At 67.2% G+C, this 22324-nt stretch carries 21 protein-coding genes; 3 read left to right on the top strand and 18 right to left on the bottom strand.

Annotation, left to right across the window (positions count from 1 at the left end):
• Nucleotides 1-107 precede the first annotated feature (107 nt).
• Complete coding sequence (locus GGQ89_RS08250) at nucleotides 108-320, top strand: DUF3072 domain-containing protein (protein ID WP_184105415.1); 213 nt, start codon at nucleotides 108-110, stop codon at nucleotides 318-320.
• Nucleotides 321-324: 4 nt separating this feature from the next.
• Here the strand turns inward: GGQ89_RS08250 and GGQ89_RS08245 are convergent, their stop codons facing one another.
• The 6 genes from GGQ89_RS08245 to ccmC all read right to left on the bottom strand — a co-directional run bounded on the left by GGQ89_RS08245 (nucleotide 325) and on the right by ccmC (nucleotide 5049).
• Nucleotides 325-987, bottom strand: coding sequence for a tetratricopeptide repeat protein (locus tag GGQ89_RS08245; RefSeq protein WP_184105414.1), 663 nt, complete (start codon nucleotides 985-987; stop codon nucleotides 325-327).
• Nucleotides 951-1328 carry a cytochrome c-type biogenesis protein gene (locus GGQ89_RS08240; RefSeq protein WP_056434315.1) on the bottom strand — a complete coding sequence of 126 codons (378 nt, stop codon included), beginning with the start codon at nucleotides 1326-1328 and terminating at the stop codon, nucleotides 951-953. Before GGQ89_RS08240 ends, GGQ89_RS08245 begins: the two co-directional genes overlap by 37 nt.
• Nucleotides 1325-1864: a redoxin family protein gene (locus tag GGQ89_RS08235; RefSeq protein WP_184105413.1), complete on the bottom strand. Its 540-nt coding sequence runs from the start codon at nucleotides 1862-1864 to the stop codon at nucleotides 1325-1327. Before GGQ89_RS08235 ends, GGQ89_RS08240 begins: the two co-directional genes overlap by 4 nt.
• Nucleotides 1861-3795 (bottom strand): heme lyase NrfEFG subunit NrfE, encoded by a 1935-nt coding sequence (locus tag GGQ89_RS08230; protein WP_184105412.1) that lies wholly within the window; start codon nucleotides 3793-3795, stop codon nucleotides 1861-1863. Before GGQ89_RS08230 ends, GGQ89_RS08235 begins: the two co-directional genes overlap by 4 nt.
• A complete protein-coding gene (ccmE, locus tag GGQ89_RS08225; RefSeq protein ID WP_056434323.1) occupies nucleotides 3792-4226 on the bottom strand; it encodes a cytochrome c maturation protein CcmE in 435 nt (144 codons plus the stop codon). Before ccmE ends, GGQ89_RS08230 begins: the two co-directional genes overlap by 4 nt.
• A gap of 97 nt (nucleotides 4227-4323) precedes the next feature.
• On the bottom strand, nucleotides 4324-5049 hold the full coding sequence (gene ccmC / locus GGQ89_RS08220; protein ID WP_076717058.1) for a heme ABC transporter permease CcmC: 726 nt from the start codon (nucleotides 5047-5049) through the stop codon (nucleotides 4324-4326).
• Between the two features lie 259 nt (nucleotides 5050-5308).
• On the opposite strand from ccmC, the gene GGQ89_RS08215 reads away from it, so the two are divergent.
• The gene (locus GGQ89_RS08215) at nucleotides 5309-7372 is read left to right on the top strand and encodes a TonB-dependent receptor (protein WP_184105411.1); all 2064 of its coding nucleotides are present in this window, start codon (nucleotides 5309-5311) and stop codon (nucleotides 7370-7372) included.
• Between the two features lie 81 nt (nucleotides 7373-7453).
• Here the strand turns inward: GGQ89_RS08215 and GGQ89_RS08210 are convergent, their stop codons facing one another.
• The 5 genes from GGQ89_RS08210 to GGQ89_RS08190 are packed head-to-tail and all read right to left on the bottom strand — an operon-like array spanning nucleotide 7454 to nucleotide 12812.
• A complete protein-coding gene (locus GGQ89_RS08210) occupies nucleotides 7454-7903 on the bottom strand; it encodes a MaoC family dehydratase (protein WP_184105410.1) in 450 nt (149 codons plus the stop codon).
• Nucleotides 7900-9753, bottom strand: coding sequence for an acetyl/propionyl/methylcrotonyl-CoA carboxylase subunit alpha (locus GGQ89_RS08205; protein WP_184105409.1), 1854 nt, complete (start codon nucleotides 9751-9753; stop codon nucleotides 7900-7902). The genes GGQ89_RS08210 and GGQ89_RS08205 overlap by 4 nt, the downstream gene beginning before the upstream one ends.
• Nucleotides 9753-10031 (bottom strand): barstar family protein, encoded by a 279-nt coding sequence (locus GGQ89_RS08200; protein WP_056434332.1) that lies wholly within the window; start codon nucleotides 10029-10031, stop codon nucleotides 9753-9755. The genes GGQ89_RS08205 and GGQ89_RS08200 overlap by 1 nt, the downstream gene beginning before the upstream one ends.
• Nucleotides 10031-11629, bottom strand: coding sequence for a carboxyl transferase domain-containing protein (locus GGQ89_RS08195; protein ID WP_221238897.1), 1599 nt, complete (start codon nucleotides 11627-11629; stop codon nucleotides 10031-10033). The genes GGQ89_RS08200 and GGQ89_RS08195 overlap by 1 nt, the downstream gene beginning before the upstream one ends.
• A gap of 16 nt (nucleotides 11630-11645) precedes the next feature.
• Nucleotides 11646-12812: an acyl-CoA dehydrogenase family protein gene (locus GGQ89_RS08190; RefSeq protein ID WP_184105407.1), complete on the bottom strand. Its 1167-nt coding sequence runs from the start codon at nucleotides 12810-12812 to the stop codon at nucleotides 11646-11648.
• 192 nt (nucleotides 12813-13004) lie between these two features.
• Here GGQ89_RS08190 and GGQ89_RS08185 point away from each other — a divergent pair, with 192 nt between their 5' ends.
• Complete coding sequence (locus tag GGQ89_RS08185) at nucleotides 13005-15161, top strand: histidine kinase dimerization/phosphoacceptor domain -containing protein (protein WP_184105406.1); 2157 nt, start codon at nucleotides 13005-13007, stop codon at nucleotides 15159-15161.
• A gap of 62 nt (nucleotides 15162-15223) precedes the next feature.
• Here the strand turns inward: GGQ89_RS08185 and GGQ89_RS08180 are convergent, their stop codons facing one another.
• The 7 genes from GGQ89_RS08180 to rpiA form a co-directional block, all read right to left on the bottom strand.
• Nucleotides 15224-15676 carry a biliverdin-producing heme oxygenase gene (locus GGQ89_RS08180; RefSeq protein ID WP_338112418.1) on the bottom strand — a complete coding sequence of 151 codons (453 nt, stop codon included), beginning with the start codon at nucleotides 15674-15676 and terminating at the stop codon, nucleotides 15224-15226.
• Nucleotides 15677-15729: 53 nt separating this feature from the next.
• The gene (locus tag GGQ89_RS08175) at nucleotides 15730-16476 is read right to left on the bottom strand and encodes an HAD-IIB family hydrolase (RefSeq protein WP_184105405.1); all 747 of its coding nucleotides are present in this window, start codon (nucleotides 16474-16476) and stop codon (nucleotides 15730-15732) included.
• The gene (locus GGQ89_RS08170; RefSeq protein ID WP_184105404.1) at nucleotides 16473-17306 is read right to left on the bottom strand and encodes a Cof-type HAD-IIB family hydrolase; all 834 of its coding nucleotides are present in this window, start codon (nucleotides 17304-17306) and stop codon (nucleotides 16473-16475) included. Before GGQ89_RS08170 ends, GGQ89_RS08175 begins: the two co-directional genes overlap by 4 nt.
• Nucleotides 17303-18286: a phosphogluconate dehydrogenase (NAD(+)-dependent, decarboxylating) gene (gene gnd, locus GGQ89_RS08165; protein ID WP_184105403.1), complete on the bottom strand. Its 984-nt coding sequence runs from the start codon at nucleotides 18284-18286 to the stop codon at nucleotides 17303-17305. Before gnd ends, GGQ89_RS08170 begins: the two co-directional genes overlap by 4 nt.
• Before the next feature lie 72 nt (nucleotides 18287-18358).
• A complete protein-coding gene (gene tal / locus GGQ89_RS08160; protein ID WP_184105402.1) occupies nucleotides 18359-19480 on the bottom strand; it encodes a transaldolase in 1122 nt (373 codons plus the stop codon).
• Nucleotides 19480-21567, bottom strand: coding sequence for a transketolase (gene tkt, locus GGQ89_RS08155; protein ID WP_184105401.1), 2088 nt, complete (start codon nucleotides 21565-21567; stop codon nucleotides 19480-19482). The genes tal and tkt overlap by 1 nt, the downstream gene beginning before the upstream one ends.
• Before the next feature lie 72 nt (nucleotides 21568-21639).
• Complete coding sequence (gene rpiA / locus GGQ89_RS08150; RefSeq protein ID WP_184105400.1) at nucleotides 21640-22311, bottom strand: ribose-5-phosphate isomerase RpiA; 672 nt, start codon at nucleotides 22309-22311, stop codon at nucleotides 21640-21642.
• Nucleotides 22312-22324 lie beyond the last annotated feature (13 nt).

Genomic DNA, 22324 nt, shown 5'->3' with positions numbered 1-22324 from the left:
ACCGCCGACCCCATCCCGAACCTCTTTGCGCCTCCGCGTCTCCGCGCGAACCAAACAAAGAAACAAAACTGGAACATCGCCGTTGATTCCCCCGAAAGGATCATCCGATGACCGACACCCCCAAGACCGAACCCTTCTCCAACGCCGAGAAGGACCCCGATGACTGGACCACCGGCGACGAAAAGATGACCGGCGCACAGGCCAGTTATCTGAAGACCCTGTCCGAAGAGGCGGGCGAGCCGTTCGACGATACGCTGACCAAGGCCGACGCCTCGAAGCGGATCGACGCGCTTCAGGAAAAGACCGGCCGGGGCCAGTAGGCCCCTACTCCCCCATCATCCGAATGGCCTGATCGAGCAGCATCACCCGCTGCTCGATAGCCGGACGATAGGGCGCATTGGCGGGCGACAGCGCCAGGGCACGGTTCCAAAACACCCGCGCCTTGCGGAAGTCGCCCGCCCGCATCCAGGCCAGCCCCTCGAAGAAGAACGGCGCCGGGTCGCGAGGCCCCAGCGTCCGCGCGCGACGAAAGGCGAAGCGGGCGGCGGGTGACATCTGATAGCCGTCATGCGCGAACAGGACGTTGCCCAGCTCGGTCCAATAGGGAACGCTGGTCCGGTCGCCGCCGACCGCGCCCAGCATGATCTGCACCGCCGTGCGCTTGTTGCCCGAGCGCGACAGGGCATCGGCGGCGGTGAACATCGCCGCCTCGCCACCATAACGCCCGATCAGCTGCCCGCGCAGCTCGGAAATCGCGTCATTGTCGAGCAGCGCATCGGGGCGCGGCGCAGGCGCGCTGGCCGCCAGGGTCGGCCGCCCCTGCCACGCATAGCCCACGCCCCCCAGTGCGAGTGCGGCCCCGAGCATCGTCCAGAGCGGTCGCGGAAACCGCAGCCACAGCGCCGCGCCCAAGGCTCCGGCGGCGATCAGCAGCAGGATCAGCCAGCCCATCAGCGGCGCTTTCGAAAGCTGGATCGCGCGATCCATGCCCCGACCGCCAGCAACAGGATCGGCGTCGCCCAGAGCAACGCCGTGGCACCGGACAAGGGCGGGTCATAGCTGACATAATCGCCGTACCGCTCGATCAGCCAGGCGCGGATCGCCTCCGGGCTTTCGCCGCGGGCGATCCGCTGGCGGACCAGGGCGCGCATATCGGCGGCCATGTCGGCATCGCTGTCCGCAATCGACTGGCCCTGGCACACGACGCAGCGCAACTCGCCCATCAGGGCGCGCGCCTGCGCCTCGGCCTGACGGTCGGGCAGTTGGGTGTTGCCGTAATCAGGCGTGGTCGTGGCGACCGCCAGCAACAGGGCGAGCGACAGGCTCATCGCGCGGCGGCCCCCGCAGCGGCTACGTCGCGGACGATCTGGTCGACCTGATCGGCGCGGATGTCGCCGATATATTGCCGCACGATCCGCCCGCGCCCGTCGATCAGGAAGGTCTCCGGCACGCCCGACGAGCCGAGCGCCATCTGCACACGGCTGCGGCTGTCATCGCCGATCGCGGCATAAGGGTCGCCGTTGCGGCGCAGGAAGGCGGCGATGGCGGGGCCCTTGTCATGGATCGCAATGGCGTCGATCGGCACGCCGCGCGCCTTCAGCGCCATCAGCTGCGGCGCTTCGGCGATGCAGGGGATGCACCAGCTGGCAAAGACGTTGAGCAGGCGCGGCTTGCCGCCCTTGAAGTCGCCGCTCGCCAGCCCCGGCTTGCCCGGCACCATCGGCTCCAGCTTGAAGACCGGCAGCGGCTTGTCGACCAGGGTCGAACGCACCGTCGTGTCGGCGGGGCGCATCAGCCCTGCCGCGACTACCGCGAAGAACACCCCGAACAGCCCCAGCGGCAACCAGATCAGCGCGCGCTTCATCCCCACAGAGCCTCCCGCCGTCGTTGCTGCCATGCCTTGAACCACCGCCCGACCAGCGCCAGCACGCCGCCCAAGGCGATCAGCGCACCGCCCAGCCAGATCAAGGTCACGAACGGCTTCCACCACAGTCGCAACTGCCAGCGGCCGGTCGCGGCATCCTGCTGCCCCAGAACGGTATAAAGCTGTCCATCCCAGCGGGTCGCGATGGCGCTCTCGCTGGTCGTGGTCGGCGGATCGGTGAAGAAGCGCTGCTGCGGACGCAGGGTGGCCCCGTCGCCCTCGCGGGTCGCGGTCAGCCGCGCCTCCAGCGCCGACCAGTTCGCGCCGATATTGGGATAGATGCGATTCAGCTCCACCCGCCACGGGCCGACGATGGTCGCCTGCCCCGGATAGAGCGCGACCAGCCGTTCGGCGGTGAAGGCGCTGTCGCAGGCCATGCCGATCATGCTGACGCCCAGCCCGACATGCGCGACGACCATGCCCCAGATGGGCAAGGGCGTGCGCCGCCAATTGCGCCGGGTGATCGGCATGACGCTGGCGACGATCAGCCCCACGCCGAAAGACAGGCCGAGCAGCGACAACACGCCCATGCCCCCGGTCAGGGTCAGCATCAGCGCAAAGGTCCCCGCCGCCGCGACCATCGGCCACAGCATGCGGATCAGCACCGCCTCCGCGTCATCGCTCCGCCAGCGCAGGGCGGGCCCGACCGCCATCACCGCGACCAGCGCCAGCGCGATCGGCCCCGCGGCGGCGTGGAAGAAAGGCGGCCCGACCGACAGCCGCACGCCGAACCCGGCGGCGACCAACGGATAGAGCGTGCCGATCAGCACGATGCCGAGAATCACCGACAGCAGCAGATTGTTGACGACCAGCCCGCCCTCGCGGCTGACGAAGGCGAAGCTGCGCCCCGCCCGCACCTGCCCGATCCGGGAGCCGAACAGCGCGAGCGCGCCACCAATATAGATACCCAGCAACGCCAGGATGAACGCCCCGCGCCGGGGATCGACGGCAAAGGCATGGACGCTGGTCAAAATGCCCGACCGCACCAGGAAGGTGCCGATCATCGACATGGAGAAAGCGACCACCGCCAGCATCACGGTCCACGCCCGCAAGCCGTCCCGCGCCGCCAGCACATTGACCGAATGGAGCAGCGCCGTCGCCGCCAGCCACGGCATCAGCGAGGCATTCTCGACCGGGTCCCAGAACCACCAGCCGCCCCAGCCCAGCTCATAATAGGCCCAATAGGACCCCGCCGTGATGCCGATGGTCAGCAGCACCCAGGCGCCCAGCACCCAGGGCCGCATCGCCCGCGCAAAGGCCGGGCCGACCTGCCCCGTCACCAGCGCACCGACCGCGAAGGAAAAGGCGACCGACAGCCCCACATAGCCCGCGTAAAGCGTCGGCGGGTGGAAGGCCAAGCCAGGGTCCTGCAACAACGGGTTCAGGCCCTGCCCTTCGATCGGCGCGGGGTTCAGCCGCGCGAACGGGTTGGAGGCGAACAGCAGGAAGGCATAGAATCCCAGTGCGATCGCACCCTGGGCGGCCAGCGTCGCGACATGGGTCGCCCGGTCGAGCGTGCGCTCCTTCCACGCGACCAGCGCGCCGCCCGCGCCCAGGATCGTGACCCAGAGCAGCATCGAGCCTTCGTGATTGCCCCAGGCTCCGGCGAATTTGTAGATCCAGGGCTTGGCCGAATGGCTGTTCTCGGCGACAAGCTTGACCGACAGGTCGGTGTTCAGGAACACCGCGATCAGCGCACCCATGGCGATGGCGACCAGCGCGCCCTGTAGAATCGCGACCGGCCCGATCGCCGCCATCGCCTGCTCGCCCGCCACATCCTTGCGCCGGAGCGCCAGAACGCCGAGCAGCAGTTGCAACCCCGCCAGCATCGCGGCGAACCAAAGAGCGGCCAAGCCCGCTTCGGCGATCACGGCTCCAGGCTCCGGCTCTCGTGCATATTGCCCGCCATTTCGGGGGGCATATATTTCTCGTCATGCTTGGCGAGCAGGTTGGTCGCGACGAAGCGGCCATCGGGCTGGAACTGCCCCTCGGCCACCACGCCCGATTTCTCGCGGAACAGGTCGGGGGTGATCCCGGCAAAGGTCACGGGCGTCGTCGCCTTGCCGTCGGTGACGACGAAGCGCACCGTCACCCCGTCGGGCGCGCGGTGGACCGATCCGGCCTCGACCATTCCGCCCAGCCGCACCGCCTTGCCCAGCGGCAGGCCCTGCGCTTTTGCATCGGACGGCGTGTAGAAGAACGCCGCCTGGTCCTTCATCGCCGACATGGCGAGCAGGACCGCCGCGACGATCGCGGCCAGCGCCAGCAGCGCCAGCGTCAGACGTTGGGATTTGGGCGTCATTTCTCGGCGCGCTTCATCGCCAGATAGCTGATGAGGGTCAACGCGCCCGCGCCCCCCAGCATCACCGCATAGGCCGCCGCCACGAAACTCATCTGGTTCATGCGCGCGCCATCCGTCGCATCCGCGCCTCGGCCTTGGCCTGCGCCAACAGGGTGCGCATCCGCATCAGCACGATGGCCGCGAACAGGAAAGTGAAGCCGCCCAGCGCGATGGGCAAAGGCCAGAGCAGGGATGTGTCGATGCTGGAACCGGTCAGTCCGATCGACTGGCCCTGATGCAGCGTGTTCCACCACACTACCGAGTAACGGATGACCGGCAGCAACGCCGTGCCCGCCAGCCCGTACAGCGCCGGGATCCGCCCGTCCCCGCCGCGATCCGCATCGGCACGGGCGAGCGCGATATAGCCCAGATAGACGAACAGCAGCAGCAGCATCGAGGTCAGCCGCCCATCCCACTGCCACCATGTCCCCCAGGTCGGCCGTCCCCAGATCGATCCGGTGGCGAGGCAAAGTGCGGTAAACACCGCCCCCGGCCAGGCAATGGCGCGGCCCGCGACCTGCGCCAGCGGATGCCGCCACACGATCAGCGACAGGCTGGCGATGGCGATGCCGCTCCATCCCCCCATGCCCAGCCAGGCGGCGGGGACATGGATATAGAGGATGCGCACCGTCTCGCCCTGAAGATAATCGGGCGGCGTCATCACCAGCCCCGCCCAGACCGCGACCGCGATCAGCACGATGCCTAGACCCAGGAAAATCCCGGTCAGCGGACGAGCGATCTTCAGGAAACGCGCGGGGTTCGCAAGGATGTGTAGACTGGCCACGATGACAGGACTGTAAGGCGGTTTTGGGGCCGCGTCATCCGCCTTCTCCCTGCTTCTTTAAGCCCCTCCCGCAGGCGGGAGGGGTTTGGGGAGGGCAGGATGTCTCACCGAGACCATCGCCTGTGGCCTGCCCTCCCCCATCCCATCCCGCCCGCGGGAGGGGCGTGAAATCCATTAAGGGCGGGACCTGTTCATATCCTGATTCGTCTTCACCTCCTGACATCCCTATCAGGGGAGCAAAGGGGACCATCACATCATCATGCCTGCACTTCACCGCCTGCCTCTGCTCGCCCTCGCGCTCGCGCCTGCCACGCTTTCCGCACAAACCACCGAGCCCGAAACCGTTATCGTCACCGGCCGGGGCCTGGGCGATCAGCCGGGCGACAGCGCGCTGGACGTCGTGACCATCGACCGCGACCGTATCACGCAGAACGCCTCGCAACGGCTGGAAAACGTCCTCGCCGATGTCGCGGGGCTCCAGCAGTTCCGCCGCTCGGACAGCCGCTCGGCGCATCCGACGTCGCAGGGAATCACCCTGCGCGGGCTGGGCGGCAATGCGTCGAGCCGCGCGCTGCTGGTGCTCGACGGCGTGCCGCAGGCCGATCCGTTCGGCGGCTGGGTCGTCTTTCCCGCCTATGCGACCGGACGGCTGGGGCGCATCCGGGTGACGCGCGGCGGCGGATCGGGTTTCTGGGGGCCGGGCGCGCTGGCAGGCACGATCGAGATGGACAGTGCGACGCCCGACCAGCTGTCCCCGCTCGACCTCGCCTTGTCCTATGGCAGCCGCGATTCGGTGGATGCGCAGGGGTCGGCCTCGCTGGTGCGGGATGGCGGCTTCCTGACCGTGTCCGGCGCCTATGCGCGCGGCGACGGCTTCATTCCGGTCGTCGAGGGCCAGCGAGGACCCGCCGATCGGCCTGCGCCTTACGAACAATATTCGGGCGCGGCGCGCGGGGTCGTCGGGATCGCGCCCGCCACCGAGTTGCAGCTGACCCTCGCCGCCTTTCACGACGCGCGCGACCGGGGGACCGACTTTACCGACAATCGGTCGGACGGCGCGGATGCCAGCGTCCGGCTGGTCGGGCGAGGAGCCTGGGGCTGGTCGGCGCTGGCCTATGTCCAAACGCGGCAATTCGCGTCGCGCTATGCCAGCGTGAATGCGGCGCGAACGGCGGCCACGCTGACGCTCGACCAGTATAATGTCCCGGCCACCGGACTGGGTGGACGGGTCGAGGTGTCGCCGCCGCTGGGCGATACGGTGAAGCTGCGGCTGGGCGGCGACATTCGCGATACCAGCGGACGGACGCAGGAACGCTATACCTATGTCGCGGGACTTCCCACGCGACGGCGCGAGGCGGGCGGCGCGACGCGGACCATGGGGCTGTTCGCCGATGGCAGCGTCGAGGCGGGCGCGCTGACCGTCACCGCCGCCGCGCGGGTGGATGACTGGCGCATCCGCAACGGACGGCTGGACGAGGGCGTGCTGGCGACCGGCGCCGTGTTGACCGATACCGATTTCCCCGATCGCTCGGGGCAGGAATTCACCGGGCGGCTGGGGGCGGCGATGCGGATCGTGCAGCCCTTGACCCTGCGCGCGGCGGCCTATCGCGGGTGGCGACTGCCGACGCTCAACGAACTTTACCGGCCGTTCCGCGCCGGGGCAGACGCCACCGCCGCCAACGCCGCGCTGAACCCCGAACATGTCGAGGGTATCGAGGGCGGGTTCGACCTGACCCCGGCGGCGGGCTTACGGCTGTCGGGCACCTATTTCCTCAACCGGCTGACCGATGCGATCGCCAATGTGACCCTGGGGCGCGGGCCGGGGACATTTCCGGGCGTCGGCTTCGTCGCGGCGAACGGCGTGTACCGGATGCGGCAGAATCTCGACGCGATCCGCTCTCAGGGGTTCGAGCTGGAGGCGAACTGGACCTATGGCCCGCTCAGCGGGCGTGGGTCCTGGTCGCATGTCGATGCGCGGATGGAAGCATCGGGCACTGCCGCCCCGCTCGACGGCCTGCGCCCGGCCCAGACACCACGCGACCAGTTTTCGGGGACCCTGGCGGTCGAGCGGCGCGGGGCGGTGTTGAGCGGGACTCTGCGCCATGTCGGGCGACAGTATGAGGACGACCAGAATATCCGCTCGCTTGCCCCCGCGACGACGGTCGATGCCTATGCGGCGGTGCCGGTGGTGCGCGGCTGGCTGATCGAAGCGCGGGCCGAGAACCTCGCCGATGCGCGGGTCGAGGCGGCGTATAGCGGCGCGGGGCTGATCGAGCGGGCGACACCCCGGACGCTTTGGATCGGGGTTCGGACGCGGTTGTAATCCCTTGGTCTTCGACTTCGCTCGGGCTGAACGGAACCGGGTACTGGACCCCGTTCGCACTGAGCGAAGTCGAAGGGCGCGCTACCCTCGCTTCTTCACCAACGCCGTTCGCAGGCATCGGCACACCACCTCGTCACGCTGGTTCAGCGCCTCATGCCGGAACGTCACCAACCCCGCCCCCGGCCGCGACTTGCTCTCGCGCAGGCCCGTCACCTCGCTCGTCGCGCGCAGCGTGTCGCCCAGGAAGACCGGCGCGGGCATCACCAGTTCGTCGTAACCGAGATTGGCCACCAGCGTCCCCAGCGTCGTCTCCCCCACCGACAGCCCGACCATCAACGAAAAGGTGAAGGTGCCGTTGACGAGGATCTGGCCGAACTCGCTCGCCTTCGCCGCTTCGGCATCGATGTGCAGCGGCTGCGGGTTGTGGGTCATGGTCGAGAACAGGAGGTTGTCCGTCTCGGTCACGGTGCGGCGGATGGGATGTTCGATCCGGTCGCCGATGGTCCAGTCATCAAAGAAGCGCCCGCTCATGCCGCGTCCTCCGCAACGATACGGACCAGCGCGACGCCCTCGGCCACCTGACCGCCCGTCTCGGCCTCCAGGTCGGTCACCACGCCGTCGAACGGCGCGGTCAGGACATGCTCCATCTTCATCGCCTCCAGCGTGACGAGCGGCTGGCCTGCGTTCACCGCTTGTCCCTCGGTCACGGCGACGGCGATGATCCGGCCGGGCATGGGCGACAGGATCGCGCCGTCCCCCGCCCCGCCCGCCGCCAGCCCATCGGCGCGCCAGCGGGTGAAGGACCAGCTCTGCCCGCCCTCCGAAATCAGCACCTCGTCGGTCGGCGCCGGGGGGACATCGCCCGCGTGCGCAAAATCGACGGTGATCGGCCGCCCATCGAGCAGGAAGCGCGCGGTACGCCGGGGCGCTGCGTTCAAGCGGAAGCCCGACAGCGCGTCCTGCCCGATCAGCGCGGCGGCGGCCTCGGCCAGGGCCTCTTCGGACGGCTCGGTCGGCGGCATCAGCGCCTCGCCCTCGCGCGCGATCAGACCGGTATCGACCTGGCCGCTCGCGAAATCGGGATGGTCTAGCGCCTGCACCAGAAAGCCCGCATTGGTGCGCACCGGCCAGATCACCGCCTCGTCCAGCGCATCCGCCAACGCCTCGCGCGCTTCGTCGCGGGTGTCGCCATGCGCGATGACCTTCGCGATCATCGGGTCGTACCAGGGGGTGATCTCCGCCCCTTCCTCAACCCCGGTGTCGATGCGGATTGCGGGATCGTCGCCAAGGTCGAACACCTCCAGCGTGCCGATCGCGGGCAGGAAACCCTTGGCCGGGTCCTCGGCATAGAGGCGCGCCTCAATGGCGTGGCCTTGGATGGCGAGCTCTCCTTGCGCCATCGGCAAGGGCTCGCCCGCAGCGACGCGCAGCTGCCACTCGACCAGATCGACGCCAGTGATCGCCTCGGTGACGGGATGCTCGACCTGGAGCCTTGTGTTCATCTCCATGAACCAGACGCGGTCGGCACGAAGTCCTTCGGAGGCGTCGGCGATGAACTCAATGGTCCCCGCGCCGACATAGTCCACCGCCTGCGCCGCACGGACCGCCGCACCGCAGACCGCTTCCCGCGTCGCATCGTCCATGCCGGGCGCGGGGGCTTCCTCGATCACCTTTTGGTGGCGGCGTTGCAGCGAACAGTCGCGCTCGAAGAGATGGACGACCTGCCCATGGCGGTCGCCGAAGACCTGCACCTCGATATGGCGGGGCGAAAGGATGTATTTTTCGATCAGCACCCGGTCGTCGCCGAACGACGCCGCCGCCTCGCGACGACAGGATGCCAGCGCCTCGGCAAAGGCGGCGGGCTCGTCGACACGGCGCATCCCCTTGCCGCCGCCGCCCGCCACCGCCTTGATCAGCACGGGATAGCCGACCGCATCGGCTTCTGCGGCAAGGCGGTCGGGCGACTGGTCCTCGCCCAGATAGCCGGGCGTGACGGGCACACCGGCGGCAATCATCCGCGCCTTGGCGGCATCCTTCAGCCCCATGGCGCGGATGCTGTCGGGGTCGGGGCCGACCCAGACCAGCCCGGCGGCGATCACGCTTTCCGCGAACTCGGCATTTTCGGACAGGAAACCATAGCCGGGATGGATCGCCTCCGCTCCGCTTTCGTGCGCGGCCGCGAGGATGCGCTTGGCGTCCAGATAGCTTTCACGCGCCGGGGCCGGGCCGATCAGCATGGCCTCGTCCGCAAGCCGCACATGCAGCGCCTGCGCGTCGGCTTCGGAATAGACCGCGATCGTACGCAGGCCCATCTCCCGCGCGGTGCGGATGATGCGGCAGGCAATCTCGCCGCGATTGGCGATGAGGAGGCTCTTCATCATCAGGATTCCAGCTTCAACGTGATGGCACCCGGTCGTTCGGCGATGGCATCGAAGATCACGGTCAGGATGCGGTCGAACCGCTCGCCGATCACCTTGCGCGCAGCGGCAGCATTGGTGAGGGTCAGCATGATGGGCGGCTCGACGACCGCAATCAGCAGGTCGAACAGCGCATCCAGACTACCGCCATACCATTCGACGCCAGAGGCTTCGCGGATACGGGCATGGAAATCGGCCTCGTCCGCGACGGTTGCACCGTCGATGGTCAGGTCCATCGCCATTACATGCGGAACACCCCGAACCGGGGCGCCTCCGCTATAGGCGCATTCAGACAAGCATCCAGCGCCAGCCCCAGAACATCCCGCGTCTGCGCCGGATCAACGATGCCGTCGTCCCACAGCCGCGCGGTGGCGTACCAAGGATTGCCTTCATCTTCGTAACGCTGGCGGATGGGGGCCTTAAACGCCTCCGCTTCGTCCGGCGTCCAGCTATCGGCGTCGCGGTGGACGGTCGCCAGCACGCTCGCCGCCTGCTCGCCGCCCATCACACTGATCCGCGCATTGGGCCAGGTGAACAGGAAGCGAGGACTATAGGCGCGCCCGCACATGCCGTAATTGCCCGCGCCGAAGCTGCCGCCGATCAGCACGGTGATCTTGGGCACCTGCGCCGTCGCCACCGCCGTCACCAGCTTGGCGCCGTGCTTGGCAATCCCCTCGGCCTCATAGCGGCCGCCGACCATGAAGCCGGAAATATTCTGGAGGAACAGCAGCGGGATACGCCGCTGGCAGGCCAGTTCGATGAAGTGCGCACCCTTTTGTGCGCTCTCCGAGAACAACACGCCGTTGTTCGCCAGGATCGCGACCGGCTTGCCATGGATATATGCGAAGCCGCAGACGAGCGACGCACCGTACAGCGCCTTGAATTCATGGAAGCGCGATCCGTCGACCAGCCGGGCGATCACCTCATGCACGTCATAGGGCGCGCGCACGTCCTGCGGGATCAGGCCATAGAGTTCCTCCGCCGGATAGAGCGGTTCGTCCGCCTCGGCGAGGTTGACATCGGGCATGGCCTGCGGCGGCAGGGTTTCGACGATATCGCAGACGATCGACAGCGCGTGATCGTCATCCTGCGCGACATGATCGACCACACCGGACTTGCGGCCATGCGTATCCGCGCCGCCCAGTTCCTCGGCCGAGATGACCTCGCCCGTCGCGGCCTTTACCAGCGGCGGTCCGGCGAGAAAGATCGTCCCCTGCCCGCGCACGATCACCGTCTCGTCGGACATGGCGGGGACGTAAGCGCCGCCCGCCGTGCAGCTGCCCATCACGCAGGCGATCTGCGGAATGCCCGCCGCCGACATCTGCGCCTGGTTGAAGAAGATGCGGCCGAAATGATCGCGGTCGGGAAACACCTCCGCCTGATGCGGCAGGTTCGCGCCGCCGCTGTCGACCAGATAGATGCAGGGCAGCCGGTTTTCGAGCGCGATCTCCTGCGCGCGGAGGTGCTTCTTGACGGTCAGCGGGTAATAGGTGCCGCCCTTCACCGTCGCGTCATTGGCGACGATCATCACCTGACGACCATGCACACGGCCGATCCCCGCGATCACCCCGGCACCCGGCACGGCATCGTCATACAGGCCGTTGGCGGCGAGCTGACCAATCTCCAGAAAGGACGCGCCGGCGTCCAGCAGCTGTTCCACCCGGTCGCGGGGGAGCAGCTTGCCGCGCGACACATGGCGCTCGCGCGAAGCCTCGTTACCGCCGAGCCCGGCCTTGGCGACATCGGCGCGCAGCCGCTCGGCCAGCGCCCGGTTGTGATTAGCGTTGGTCCGAAACGTGGCGTCATCGCGCGCGATCCGGGAGGAAATCACCGCACCCATCACTTCACCCCGAGGCTCATTGCGCCACCTTTTCGAGCTTGCCGATCAATTCGCGGCCGATCAGCATCCGGCGAATCTCGTTGGTCCCCGCCCCGATGTCGAGCAGCTTGGCGTCGCGCGCGAAACGTTCGACCGGCCAGTCCTTCGTATAGCCCGCCCCGCCCAGCGCTTGGATCGCCTCCAGCGAGACCTTCACCGCATTCTCGCTAGCCAGCAGGATCGCGCCTGCGGCGTCGAACCGGGTCGTACGGCCTGCGTCACAGGAACGCGCCACCGCATAAACGTATGCCCGGGCGGAGTTGAGCGCGACATACATGTCGGCGATCTTGGCCTGGATCAGCTGGAACTCGCCGATCGGGCGGCCGAACTGCCGCCGCTCGCGGACATAGGGCACGACCACGTCGAGGCACGCCTGCATGATCCCCAGCTGGATACCCGCCAGCACCGCACGCTCATAATCGAGCCCGCTCATCAGCACGCCGACACCGCCATTCACCGGCCCCATCACCTGCGCGTCGCCGACGAAGCAGTCGTTGAACACCAACTCGGCGGTCGGGCTGCCGCGCATGCCCATCTTGTCGATCTTCTGGCCGACGGCGAAGCCCGCCATGTCCTTCTCGATCAAGAAGGCGGTGATGCCCCGGCTCCCCTCGCCCGTCTTGGCATAGACGACGAGCGTCTCGGCATAGGCCGCATTGGTGATCCAGAATTTCGTGCCGTTCAGCACCCAGCCGCCGTCCGCCTTCACCGCGCGCAGCTTCATCGACACCACGTCAGAGCCCGCCGACACCTCCGACATGGCCAGGCTGCCGACATGCTCGCCGGAGATCAGGCCGGGCAGATATTTCGCCTTCTGTTCCGCATTGCCCCAGCGGCTGATCTGATTGACGCAGAGGTTGGAATGCGCGCCATAGGACAGGCCCAGCGAGGCCGAAGCCCGCGACACTTCCTCGATCGCGACGACATGTTCCAGATAGCCGAGCCCCAGGCCACCATCGGCCTCGGCGACGGTGATGCCGTGCAGGCCCAGCGCACCCATTTCGGGCCAAATGTCACGGGGAAACCAGTCTTCCGCATCCATTCGTACGGCGAGCGGCGCGATCCGGTCGGTCGCGAAACGGCGCGTCGCCTCACGGATCATGTCCGCACTTTCGCCGAGCGCGAAGTCGAAATCGTCGATCATGTCCTCTCCAAGCGGCTCTTTGAGTCCGTCGGCTCGCTTTAACCGTATATTACCCAAACGCGCAATCTTCGTTCCGTCCCTTCAAATTACCCCTTTGCCGTCGATCCCATATCGGATCGATTGCAGGGTTCAGGGATTTGCAACCCCGTATGAAACGCGCCATGTGACGGATTGAGAGGAATTTTTTGCCCGATGGCCACTCGCCCCGTCGCCACTGATCCCAACCTGGACATTACCGCTTGCGATCGGGAGCCTATCCATATTCCCGGCGCCGTTCAGCCGCATGGGCTGTTGCTGGTGGTCGACGCAACGACGCTGGAGGTGATCGCGGGCGCCGGGCCGATCGAGGAGCGATTGGCCGCCGACTGGCTGGGCCGACCCTTGGCCGCCTTGCTGGGCGACGAGGTTGCGCAGATGGTCTCCGACATGCCGATCGGCCCCGGCACGACGGTCGCCGCCGTGCCGGTCGAGGGTATCTCGGAACGCTTTTCGGTGACCGCGCACCGCGTCGCGGGCGAGCGTGTGCTGATCGAGCTCGAAGCCGGCAGCATCGACGCACCCTGGGGCAAGGGTAGCCCGCTCAACTGGCTCGACGCCGCCGTCACCAGTTTCGAGCGGACCGCCGACCTGCCCATGTTGTTCGAACGGGCCGCTACCACCTTCCAGATGCTGACCGGGTTCAATCGGGTCATGCTCTATCGCTTTCTGGACGAGGATGCGGGCCGCGTCGTTGCCGAGGCGCGGTCGGCCGGACTGCAATCCTTCCTCCATCATCATTTCCCGGCCTCCGACATCCCGAAACAGGCGCGCGCGCTCTATGTCCGAAATCGGACGCGCAGCATCCCGGATGTCGATTACGTCCCCGCCCCGATCCGGCCCGAGGGTTTCGAGACGCTGGACCTCAGCGATGTCGGCCTGCGCAGCGTGTCGCCGATCCATGTCCGCTATCTGAAGAATATGGGCGTGGCGGCCTCGGCGTCGATCTCGATCGTCAAGGACGGCGTGCTGTGGGGCATGATCGCCTGCCACCATTATACGCCCCGTCGCCTGTCGCCCGACCTGCGCGCGGCCGCCGCCGGGCTGGCCAGCGCGCTGGCGCGGCAGATCCGGGCGAAGGAAGAGGCCGAGCTGTATCGCGAGCGCCTGCGCCTGCGCGCTGCGGAGGACAGCCTGTTGCCGCGCATCATCGGCATGGGCGACCTGGTCCCCGCCATGCGCCGCCTGATGCCCGAGATGATGGCGATGATGGGCGCGACCGGCTTCGCCGTCGTCGACCAAGGCAAGGTGTATCGCCACGGCACCTGCCCGCATGATCTGGCGATCCCCGATATCGCCGACTGGGCCTTGATCCGGGGCGCGGGCGACGTGTTCTTCACCCATGAATTGCCCGCTCAGATGCCCGATGCCGCACCGCTAGCGACGACGGCGGCGGGTGTGCTGGCGCTGCCGCTGGTCGATGGTGGCGTCACCCTGCTCTGGTTCCGGGCCGAGCATGTCGAAGAGGTCGAATGGGCGGGCAATCCGCACAAGTCGGTCGCGCTGACGCCCGATGCGACGCTCAACCCGCGCACCTCGTTCGAAAGCTGGCGCGAGACGGTGCGCGGCCGCTCGCGCCGCTGGACGATGGAAGAGGTCGAGGCGGGGCACCGCCTGCGCCGGGCGCTGCACGATGCCGCGCAGAATTACCGGCTGCGCGGGCTGAACACCGCGTTGCAGCGCACGCTCGACGACAAGGAGGCGCTGCTCCTGCAGAAGGACGTCCTGATGAAGGAGGTGGACCACCGGGTCCAGAACAGTCTTCAGCTCGTCTCGTCCTTCCTGTCGCTCCAGGCCAAGGCGGCGGACGACCCCCGCGTGCGCGAGCAACTGGCCGAGGCGCAGGCCCGGCTGTCGGCCGTCGCGCTGGTCCATCGCCGCCTGTACCGCGACGATCAGATTCAGACGGTCGATCTGGCGCGCTATCTGGAGGATCTGGTCGGTGACATGAAACAGTCGCTGGGTCAGGACTGGGCGGCGATGATGCGGCTGGATCTGGCGCCGGTGCTGATGCCGACCGACCGGGCGATCAATCTGGGGCTGGTGACGACGGAGTTGATCATCAACGCCACCAAATATGCCTATGGCGGCGCGGTGGGCCCGGTGACGATCACGCTGGAGCAATATGGCAACCGCCTGCGCCTGATCGTCGCGGATCAGGGCCGCGGCAAGGGCGACGAAGAGCCCGGTCAGGGTCGCGGGTTCGGCAGCCGCATGATGGCAGCGATGATGCAGCGACTGTCTGGCTCGATCGAATATGACGACAATCAGCCGGGCCTGCGTGCCATCGTGGTCGCACCGATCGCGGATTGAGGGCTGGACTCTGATGACCTGAAATGCCCCCCCTGGAGGGGGGGCTTGCATGTCACCCTGCTCTAAACGGCCCTACGATATAGTCCAAAGACTTGCTCAGCCGCCACGACAGCGCGGTCGACCCATGCTGCATCGCCAGCCGCAGCATCAAGCGCATGGCGAAAATCCCGCCACTCCCCCGCCCCGAAACCGGATTCCAGATAGGCGCGGGGAAGCCCCTCCCCCACCTGCCGGGCCAGCATCACGCCGCCCAGTCGCGAGCCCTCGGTCACGTAGAGCGCGCCCCAGCGCGCCGCCTCGTCATCGGCCGGATCGAACGGCAAGGGCTCGGGAATCTCTCGCCCGAGAGCGGCCAGATCCGCCGCCAGCGCCGCGCGTCGCGACCGCCACGGAAAAGCGATGCTCCGCCCTTCCAGCCAGACCTCGACCGCGGGCAGTGCGCGGGCATGGGCGATCAGGAACGCCGTATAGCTTTCCCGATCGTCCAGCCGATAGGCTCCATAAGCCGCATCCACCGCCTCATGCGCCGGACCCGTGCGGGCCCGCAGGGCGCCGGACGCGCTGTCGCTTACTTCAGGCAGGCGACGATCCCGGCGATGACCGCCAGCGTCTCTTCGGGATCGCGCACGCGCACCGTGTCGAGGCCCAGCTCCTTGGCGGGATAGTCGTTGCCGCCCGGGAAGATCGCGTCGCCGATGAACATCATCGCGTCGAGCGGGATGCCGCTGGCGTCGCGCAGCTTCTTCAGGCCGTATGCTTTGTCGACACCCTCGCGGGTGATGTCGATCGAGGTCGCGCCGCCCATGTTGATCGACAGACCCGGCAGGCGCTGCTTGAGATCGGCCTGGATCACCTTGCGCTTCTCGAACTTGGGGTCCCAATGTTCCTTGGCGTCGATCGGCGCCTGCTGGCCGAGCGCGGAAAAGGTGATCTGGCTGCCGCGATCCTCGATCCGCTCGCCCCAGGTCTGCTCGGGCACGAAGCCGGTCGCCTCCAGCGAGGCGTCGAACGCCTCCAGGATCTTGGCCTTGGTCGCATCGTCGAACAGCTCGGCATAGACCGGGGTCCAGCTGCCGTCCTGATAGGTGTAGAGCTTGGTGCCGGTGGTCGGCATCAGCCACAGCTTGGTGCGGTCGGCACGCTCGGGCAGGCGGCTGGCGACCTGCTTGTCGAATTGCGGCCAGTCACCGCCCGAGATCACTGCGACATGCGCGACGTCGAGCAGGTCGGCCAGCGCCTCCCCCATCGGCTCGCCCAGGGGCTGCTTGCTTTCGGCCAGCGTACCGTCGAGGTCGAACGCAACCAGTTGCTTCATTTGGGCACTCCAATGCGGGGAAAGATGATCGTGTCGATGGCATAGGCTACGCCATCCTCGGCATTGGAACGGGTGTGTACCGAGATCTGTTCCCTAACCGCGTCCGGCGCATTCGCCATCACGATCGGCAGCCCGGCGCGTGTCAGCATGGGAAGGTCGTTGGCCTGGTCGCCCAGCACCGCCACTTCCTCCAGCGAGACGCCGAACGCCTTGGCCAGGGTCGCCACGCCGTCGCCCTTGTTGGCCTTCAAAGCGGTCACGTCGAGATAATAGGTTTGCGACTGGGCGATGGTCGCCGCTTCCCCATGCGCCGCATTCGCCTTGTCGTGCAGACCGCGCAGCAGATTGGCATCGTCGCTGACCAAGGTGATCTTGTCGACCTTTTCCACCAGCGCGGCGAAGTCCTGCGTTACCACCGGCTCCTGTGCGGAGGCCTTGCGCTCGTGATCGACATGGGTGCCCTCACCGCTGCTGGCGTACCAGCGGTCGTCGGCGAAGACCCAGATGGCGACGGGGTTGTCCGCCGCCATCGCCAGCACGGCGTTCACGACATCGACCGGCACGCGGAATTGCGCATCGACCGAGCCGTCGCGGCGGAACACGGTCCCGCCGTTGAACGCCCCGATCGGCGCGTCGATGGACAGCTCATCCGCCAGCCAGCCCAGCCCCGAACGCGGCCGGGCGCTGATGATGGTGAAGCCGACGCCCGCCGCCTCCAGCCGCTTGACGGCGGCGATGGTGGCGGCGCGCAGCGTCTTGTCGGGGTCGACGAGCGTGCCGTCGACGTCCGACACGACAAGCCGGATCGGCCCCGAAACCGGATCGCTCATTGCGGGATTTCGGTGTGGCCGCCAAAGCCGAAGCGCATCGCCGACAGCACCTTGTCGCCATAGGTATGCTCAACCCGGCTGCGATAGCGCGCGAAGAGCGAGGCGGTCAGGACGTTGGCCGGGACCTTCTCCTCCATCGCCGCGTCGATCGTCCACTGGCCCTCGCCCGAATCGGCGACATGGCCCGAGAACTGCTCGAGCATCTCGTCCTTGGCCAGCGCGATGGCGGTTAGGTCGAGCAGCCAGGACGAGATCACGCTGCCGCGACGCCACACTTCGGCGATGTCGGTCAGGTTCAGGTCGAAGCGCTCGTCCTCGGGCAGCTTGTCGCTGTTCTTCGACTTCAGGATATCGAAGCCTTCGGCATAGGCCTGCATCAGGCCATATTCGATGCCGTTGTGGATCATCTTGACGAAGTGCCCCGCGCCCGCAGGCCCGGCATGGATATAGCCCTTCTCGGCGCGCTGATCGACCTTGTCGGCGATACGGCCCGGCGTGCGGACGATGTCGCCCAGCCCCGGTGCCAACGCGTCGAAGATCGGATCGAGATGGTCGACGGTTTCCGTATCGCCGCCGATCATCATGCAATAGCCGCGCTCCAGGCCCCAGACGCCGCCCGAGGTGCCGACATCGACATAATGGATGCCCTGTTCGGCCAGCATCTTGGCGCGGCGAATGTCGTCCTTGTAGAAGCTGTTACCGCCGTCGATGATGACGTCGCCGTCCTTGCCGAGCTTGGCGATCTCCGCGATCGTGTCCTCGGTCGGGCCACCAGCGGGCAGCATGACCCACCAGATCGCCTTATCGGCGAGCTTGGCCGCCATGTCCGCCAGCCCGGTGGCCGCCTCCGCGCCGTCCTTGGCGAGCGTCTGCACCGCCTCGTCGCTGCGATCCCAGGCCACCACCTGATGCCCAGCCTGCATCAGGCGGCGTGCGATATTGCCACCCATGCGGCCTAGGCCGACCAGACCGATCTTCATGCGGGAACTCCATTAACTGACATGAGAAATGAAAAGGCCCCCTCCCCGCTGGGGGAGGGGGCCGCCGGGGCCTCAGGCCGCCGGCTGCTTTTGCCCGATCGCGCCGAGCAGATCGTCGAACGCCGTGACGAAGGAGGCGACCCCCTCGGCCACCAGCGTGTCGGTCACGCCGTTCAGGTCCAGGCCCAGCCGCTCGGCCTCGGCCAGGACATGCTTGGCTTCGTCGATATCGGCGGTCAGCGTCTCGGCCACCGTGCCATGGTCGCGGAAGGCGTCCATGGTCTTGGGCGGCATGGTGTTGACCGTGTCCGGCCCGATCAGCGTGTCGATATAGAGCGTGTCGGGGAAGGACGGGTCCTTGGTCCCCGTCGACGCCCAGAGTAGACGCTGCGGCTGCGCGCCCTTGGCGGCCAGCGCCTGCCAGCGGTCGGACTTCAGGAAGTCCAGATACCATTGATAGGCCATCTTGGCGTTGGCGATGGCGACCTTGCCGCGCACGGCCTTCAGCGCGTCGGCTTCCGCATCACCGGCGGCGACGCGCTCGTCGATCTTCTTGTCGATCGCCGAGTCGATGCGGCTGATGAAGAAGCTGGCGACGCTGGCGATCCGGTCGATCGGCTGCCCGGCCTTCACCCGCTCTTCCAGACCCGCCGCATAAGCCTCGGCCACCTTGATATAGGCGTCGAGCGAGAAGAGCAGCGTCACATTGACGTTGATCCCCTTGGCGATGGTTGCCGAGATCGCCGGGGCGCCCGCATCGGTGCCCGGAATCTTGATCATCAGGTTCGGACGGTCGACCGCGTGCCACAGCTTTTCGGCCTCGGCGATGGTCGCGTCGGTGTCGTCGGCGATATAGGGCGACACCTCCAGGCTGACATAGCCGTCCTTGGCATCGAGCTTGTCATAGACCGGCTTCAGCGTTTCCGCCGCCGCCTTGATGTCCTGGATCGCCAGATGCTCGTAACGGTCGATGGTCGCCGCGCCGGGATTTTCCTTGTCGAAGGCGGCGAGCGTGGCGTCATAGGCGTCGCCATGCCCCATCGCCTTTTCGAAGATCGACGGGTTGGAGGTGACGCCGGTCAGCCCGTCCTCGGCGACGAGCTTTTCCAGCCCCTTCGCCTCCAGGAACTTGCGATCGACGAAATCGAGCCAGGGGGCGCAGCCCTTGGCGCCCAGTTCCGACAGCTTGCTCATCACTTGGTCTCCAGCATTTCGCGGGCCACCTTCACGACATTGTCGTGGGTGAAGCCATACTTGTCCTGCAACTTGGCGAGCGGCGCGGAGGCCCCGAAGGTCGACATGGTGATCGTGCGACCGTCGAAGCCGACATAGCGGTCCCAGCCGATCGACCCGGCCTGCTCGACCGCCAGACGCTTGGTGACGGTCTTCGGCAGCACGCTGTCCTTATACGCCGCATCCTGCAGTTCGAAACGATACCAGCTGGGCAGCGAGACGACGCGCACCTTGATGCCCTCGGCCTTCAACGTTTCATAGGCGTCCGCCACGAGCGACAGTTCCGACCCCGTTGCGATGAGGATGATGTCGGGTGTGCCGTCGCAATCCGCAAGGACATAGCCGCCCTTCTTCACGCCCGAGGCCGGTGCGTACTTGCTCCGATCCAGCGTCGGCAGCGCCTGACGCGAGAAGATCAGCGCGGTCGGGTGACTGGCCGACTCGACGGCGCAGCGCCAAGCCTCGGCCACTTCGTTCGCATCACCGGGGCGGATGGTGTCGAGGCCGGGGATCGCGCGCAGCGTCGCCAGATGCTCGATCGGCTGGTGGGTCGGGCCGTCCTCGCCGACGCCGATCGAGTCGTGCGTGAAGACGAAGGTCGCGCCCAGTTCCATGATCGCGGCGAGGCGGATCGGCGCGCGCATATAGTCGGAGAAGACCAGGAAGGTCGCGCCGTAAGAGCGCAGGTGCGACAGCGCCATGCCGTCGACGATCGCGCCCATCGAATGCTCACGCACGCCGAAGTGCATGTTGCGGCCTTCATAGCTGCCCGCCTGGAACGAGCCGCCGTCCTTGATCAGCGTCTTGGTCGAGGGCGCGAGGTCGGCCGAGCCGCCGATCAGCCACGGCACCTTGGCGGCGATGGCGTTCTGCACCTTGCCGCCCGAGTCGCGGCTGGCGACGCCCTTGGCATCCGCCTCGAACACCGGGATATCGGCATCCCAGCCCTCGGGCAGCTTGTCCGCCAGCATCGCATCCAGCTCGGCGGCGAGCTCGGGATATTCGGCACGATACTTGTTGACCATCGCGACCCATTCGTCGCGCAGCGGCTTGCCGCGCGCTTCGATGGCACCCTGGAAGGCTTCGCGCACGCCGTCGGGCACCAGGAACTTGGCATCCTCGGGCCAGCCATAGGCCTTCTTGGTGGCGCGGATCGCGTCGTCGCCCAGCGGTTCGCCATGCGCCTTTTCGCTGCCCGCCTTGGGGCTGCCATAGCCGATGACCGACTTCACGACGATGAAGGTCGGCTTGTCGGTCGTCGCCTTAAAATTGTCGAGCGCGGCGGTCAGTGCGCCGACGTCATTGGCGTCGTCGACGTGCAGGACGTTCCAGCCATAGGCCTCGAACCGCTTGGCGACGTCTTCGTCGAACGCGATGTCGGTGCCGCCCTCGATCGAAATCTGGTTCGAGTCGTAGATCCAGCACAGGTTCGACAGCTTGAGGTGTCCGGCGGTCGAGGCGGCCTCGGACGCGACGCCCTCCATCATGTCGCCATCGCCGCACACGACATAGACGTCATGGTCGAAGATAGGGAAACCCTCGCGGTTGAAATGCGCGGCCAGCCAGCGCTCGGCGATCGCCATGCCGACCGAGTTGCCGCAACCCGCGCCCAGCGGACCGGTCGTCGTCTCGACGCCGGTGGTGTGGCGATATTCGGGGTGGCCCGGCGTCTTGGAGTTCAGCTGGCGGAAGCCCTTCAGGTCCTCCAGGCTCAGCGCAGGGTTGCCCGACTTGTTGCCGTCCGCGTCGATCTCTTCGATGCCCGCCAGGTGGATCAGCGAGTAGAGCAGCATCGAGGCGTGGCCGACCGACAGCACGAAGCGGTCGCGGTTGGGCCAATCGGCATGGGCGGGATCGTAGCGGAGGAACTTGGACCAGATGGTGTGACCGACCGGGGCGAGCGCCATGGGCGTGCCGGGGTGGCCCGAATTGGCCTGCTGCACCGCATCCATCGACAGGGTGCGGATGGTGTCGATGGTCAGGCGCTCGATCGACCCGTCCTCGTGGAGATGGCTGTCGGCCACGGCGGTGGTGGTGGCATCGGTCATGAAACTGGCCTCATCCTCTTTATGTGCGATCGAACGCCTCCGCGCTCGCTCTGGTTGCCATGCAGGGTCGCCTTAGCGCGGGTTCCGTCCCCGTTCCAGCCGGGTAACGACCCCATTGTCGGCGATATAGGCGGCGTCGATCTCGGATAGGAACAGGCCGTGCCCGACGACGCCCGGAATTGCCGCCAGCGCCTCTGCTAGCCCCGGCAGGTCGGCATCGTTCCAGCCATGGCCATCGACCACGATGTTGCCATTGTCGGTCAGATAACCGGTTCGTTCGTCAAGCTGCTCAAAAAGCCCGGAAAGCCGTTCCACCGCAAAAGCGCGGGCGAAAGGCAGGATTTCGATCGGCAGCTTGGTGTCGTGCAGACGCTCGACCCGCTTGGAGCCGTCGGCAATGACGATCATCCGGTCGGCGGCGGCCGCGACGATCTTTTCCCGCAGCATGGCCCCGCCAGCGCCCTTCACGGCGGACAAGTCGGCGTCGATGGCGTCCGCACCGTCGATCGCCAGGTGGACCCGCGCCACCGCGTCGAATGGCCGGACCTTCAGCCCCAATCGCTCGGCCAGCGCCGCGCTGGCCCGGGAGGTAGCGACCGTCTCGATGGTCAGGCCCCGTTCGGCGAGCAGCGCGATGACATGGGCGGCCGTCGACCCGGTGCCCAGCCCGACGAGCATATTGTCGCATACCTCATCCACCGCGGCGGCGGCGGCCAGGCGCTTATCGGCATCACGATCGGTCATGTACGTTGAAAAT

Source organism: Sphingomonas yabuuchiae (assembly GCF_014199595.1).
Taxonomy (GTDB): domain Bacteria; phylum Pseudomonadota; class Alphaproteobacteria; order Sphingomonadales; family Sphingomonadaceae; genus Sphingomonas; species Sphingomonas yabuuchiae.
Note: the sequence above shows the minus strand (reverse complement) of the source record. Positions and strands in the feature narration are given on the sequence as shown.

Bases quoted from the DNA above. Each gene is read 5' to 3' on its own strand.
- GGQ89_RS08250 (WP_184105415.1), top strand. From the start codon at position 108: ATGACCGACACCCCCAAGACCGAACCCTTCTCCAACGCCGAGAAGGAC.
- GGQ89_RS08245 (WP_184105414.1), bottom strand. From the start codon at position 987: ATGGATCGCGCGATCCAGCTTTCGAAAGCGCCGCTGATGGGCTGGCTG.
- GGQ89_RS08240 (WP_056434315.1), bottom strand. From the start codon at position 1,328: ATGAGCCTGTCGCTCGCCCTGTTGCTGGCGGTCGCCACGACCACGCCT.
- GGQ89_RS08235 (WP_184105413.1), bottom strand. From the start codon at position 1,864: ATGAAGCGCGCGCTGATCTGGTTGCCGCTGGGGCTGTTCGGGGTGTTC.
- ccmE (WP_056434323.1), bottom strand. From the start codon at position 4,226: ATGACGCCCAAATCCCAACGTCTGACGCTGGCGCTGCTGGCGCTGGCC.
- GGQ89_RS08215 (WP_184105411.1), top strand. From the start codon at position 5,309: ATGCCTGCACTTCACCGCCTGCCTCTGCTCGCCCTCGCGCTCGCGCCT.
- GGQ89_RS08210 (WP_184105410.1), bottom strand. From the start codon at position 7,903: ATGAGCGGGCGCTTCTTTGATGACTGGACCATCGGCGACCGGATCGAA.
- GGQ89_RS08205 (WP_184105409.1), bottom strand. From the start codon at position 9,753: ATGATGAAGAGCCTCCTCATCGCCAATCGCGGCGAGATTGCCTGCCGC.
- GGQ89_RS08200 (WP_056434332.1), bottom strand. From the start codon at position 10,031: ATGGCGATGGACCTGACCATCGACGGTGCAACCGTCGCGGACGAGGCC.
- GGQ89_RS08195 (WP_221238897.1), bottom strand. From the start codon at position 11,629: ATGGGTGCGGTGATTTCCTCCCGGATCGCGCGCGATGACGCCACGTTT.
- GGQ89_RS08190 (WP_184105407.1), bottom strand. From the start codon at position 12,812: ATGATCGACGATTTCGACTTCGCGCTCGGCGAAAGTGCGGACATGATC.
- GGQ89_RS08185 (WP_184105406.1), top strand. From the start codon at position 13,005: ATGGCCACTCGCCCCGTCGCCACTGATCCCAACCTGGACATTACCGCT.
- GGQ89_RS08175 (WP_184105405.1), bottom strand. From the start codon at position 16,476: ATGAAGCAACTGGTTGCGTTCGACCTCGACGGTACGCTGGCCGAAAGC.
- GGQ89_RS08170 (WP_184105404.1), bottom strand. From the start codon at position 17,306: ATGAGCGATCCGGTTTCGGGGCCGATCCGGCTTGTCGTGTCGGACGTC.
- gnd (WP_184105403.1), bottom strand. From the start codon at position 18,286: ATGAAGATCGGTCTGGTCGGCCTAGGCCGCATGGGTGGCAATATCGCA.
- tal (WP_184105402.1), bottom strand. From the start codon at position 19,480: ATGAGCAAGCTGTCGGAACTGGGCGCCAAGGGCTGCGCCCCCTGGCTC.
- tkt (WP_184105401.1), bottom strand. From the start codon at position 21,567: ATGACCGATGCCACCACCACCGCCGTGGCCGACAGCCATCTCCACGAG.
- rpiA (WP_184105400.1), bottom strand. From the start codon at position 22,311: ATGACCGATCGTGATGCCGATAAGCGCCTGGCCGCCGCCGCCGCGGTG.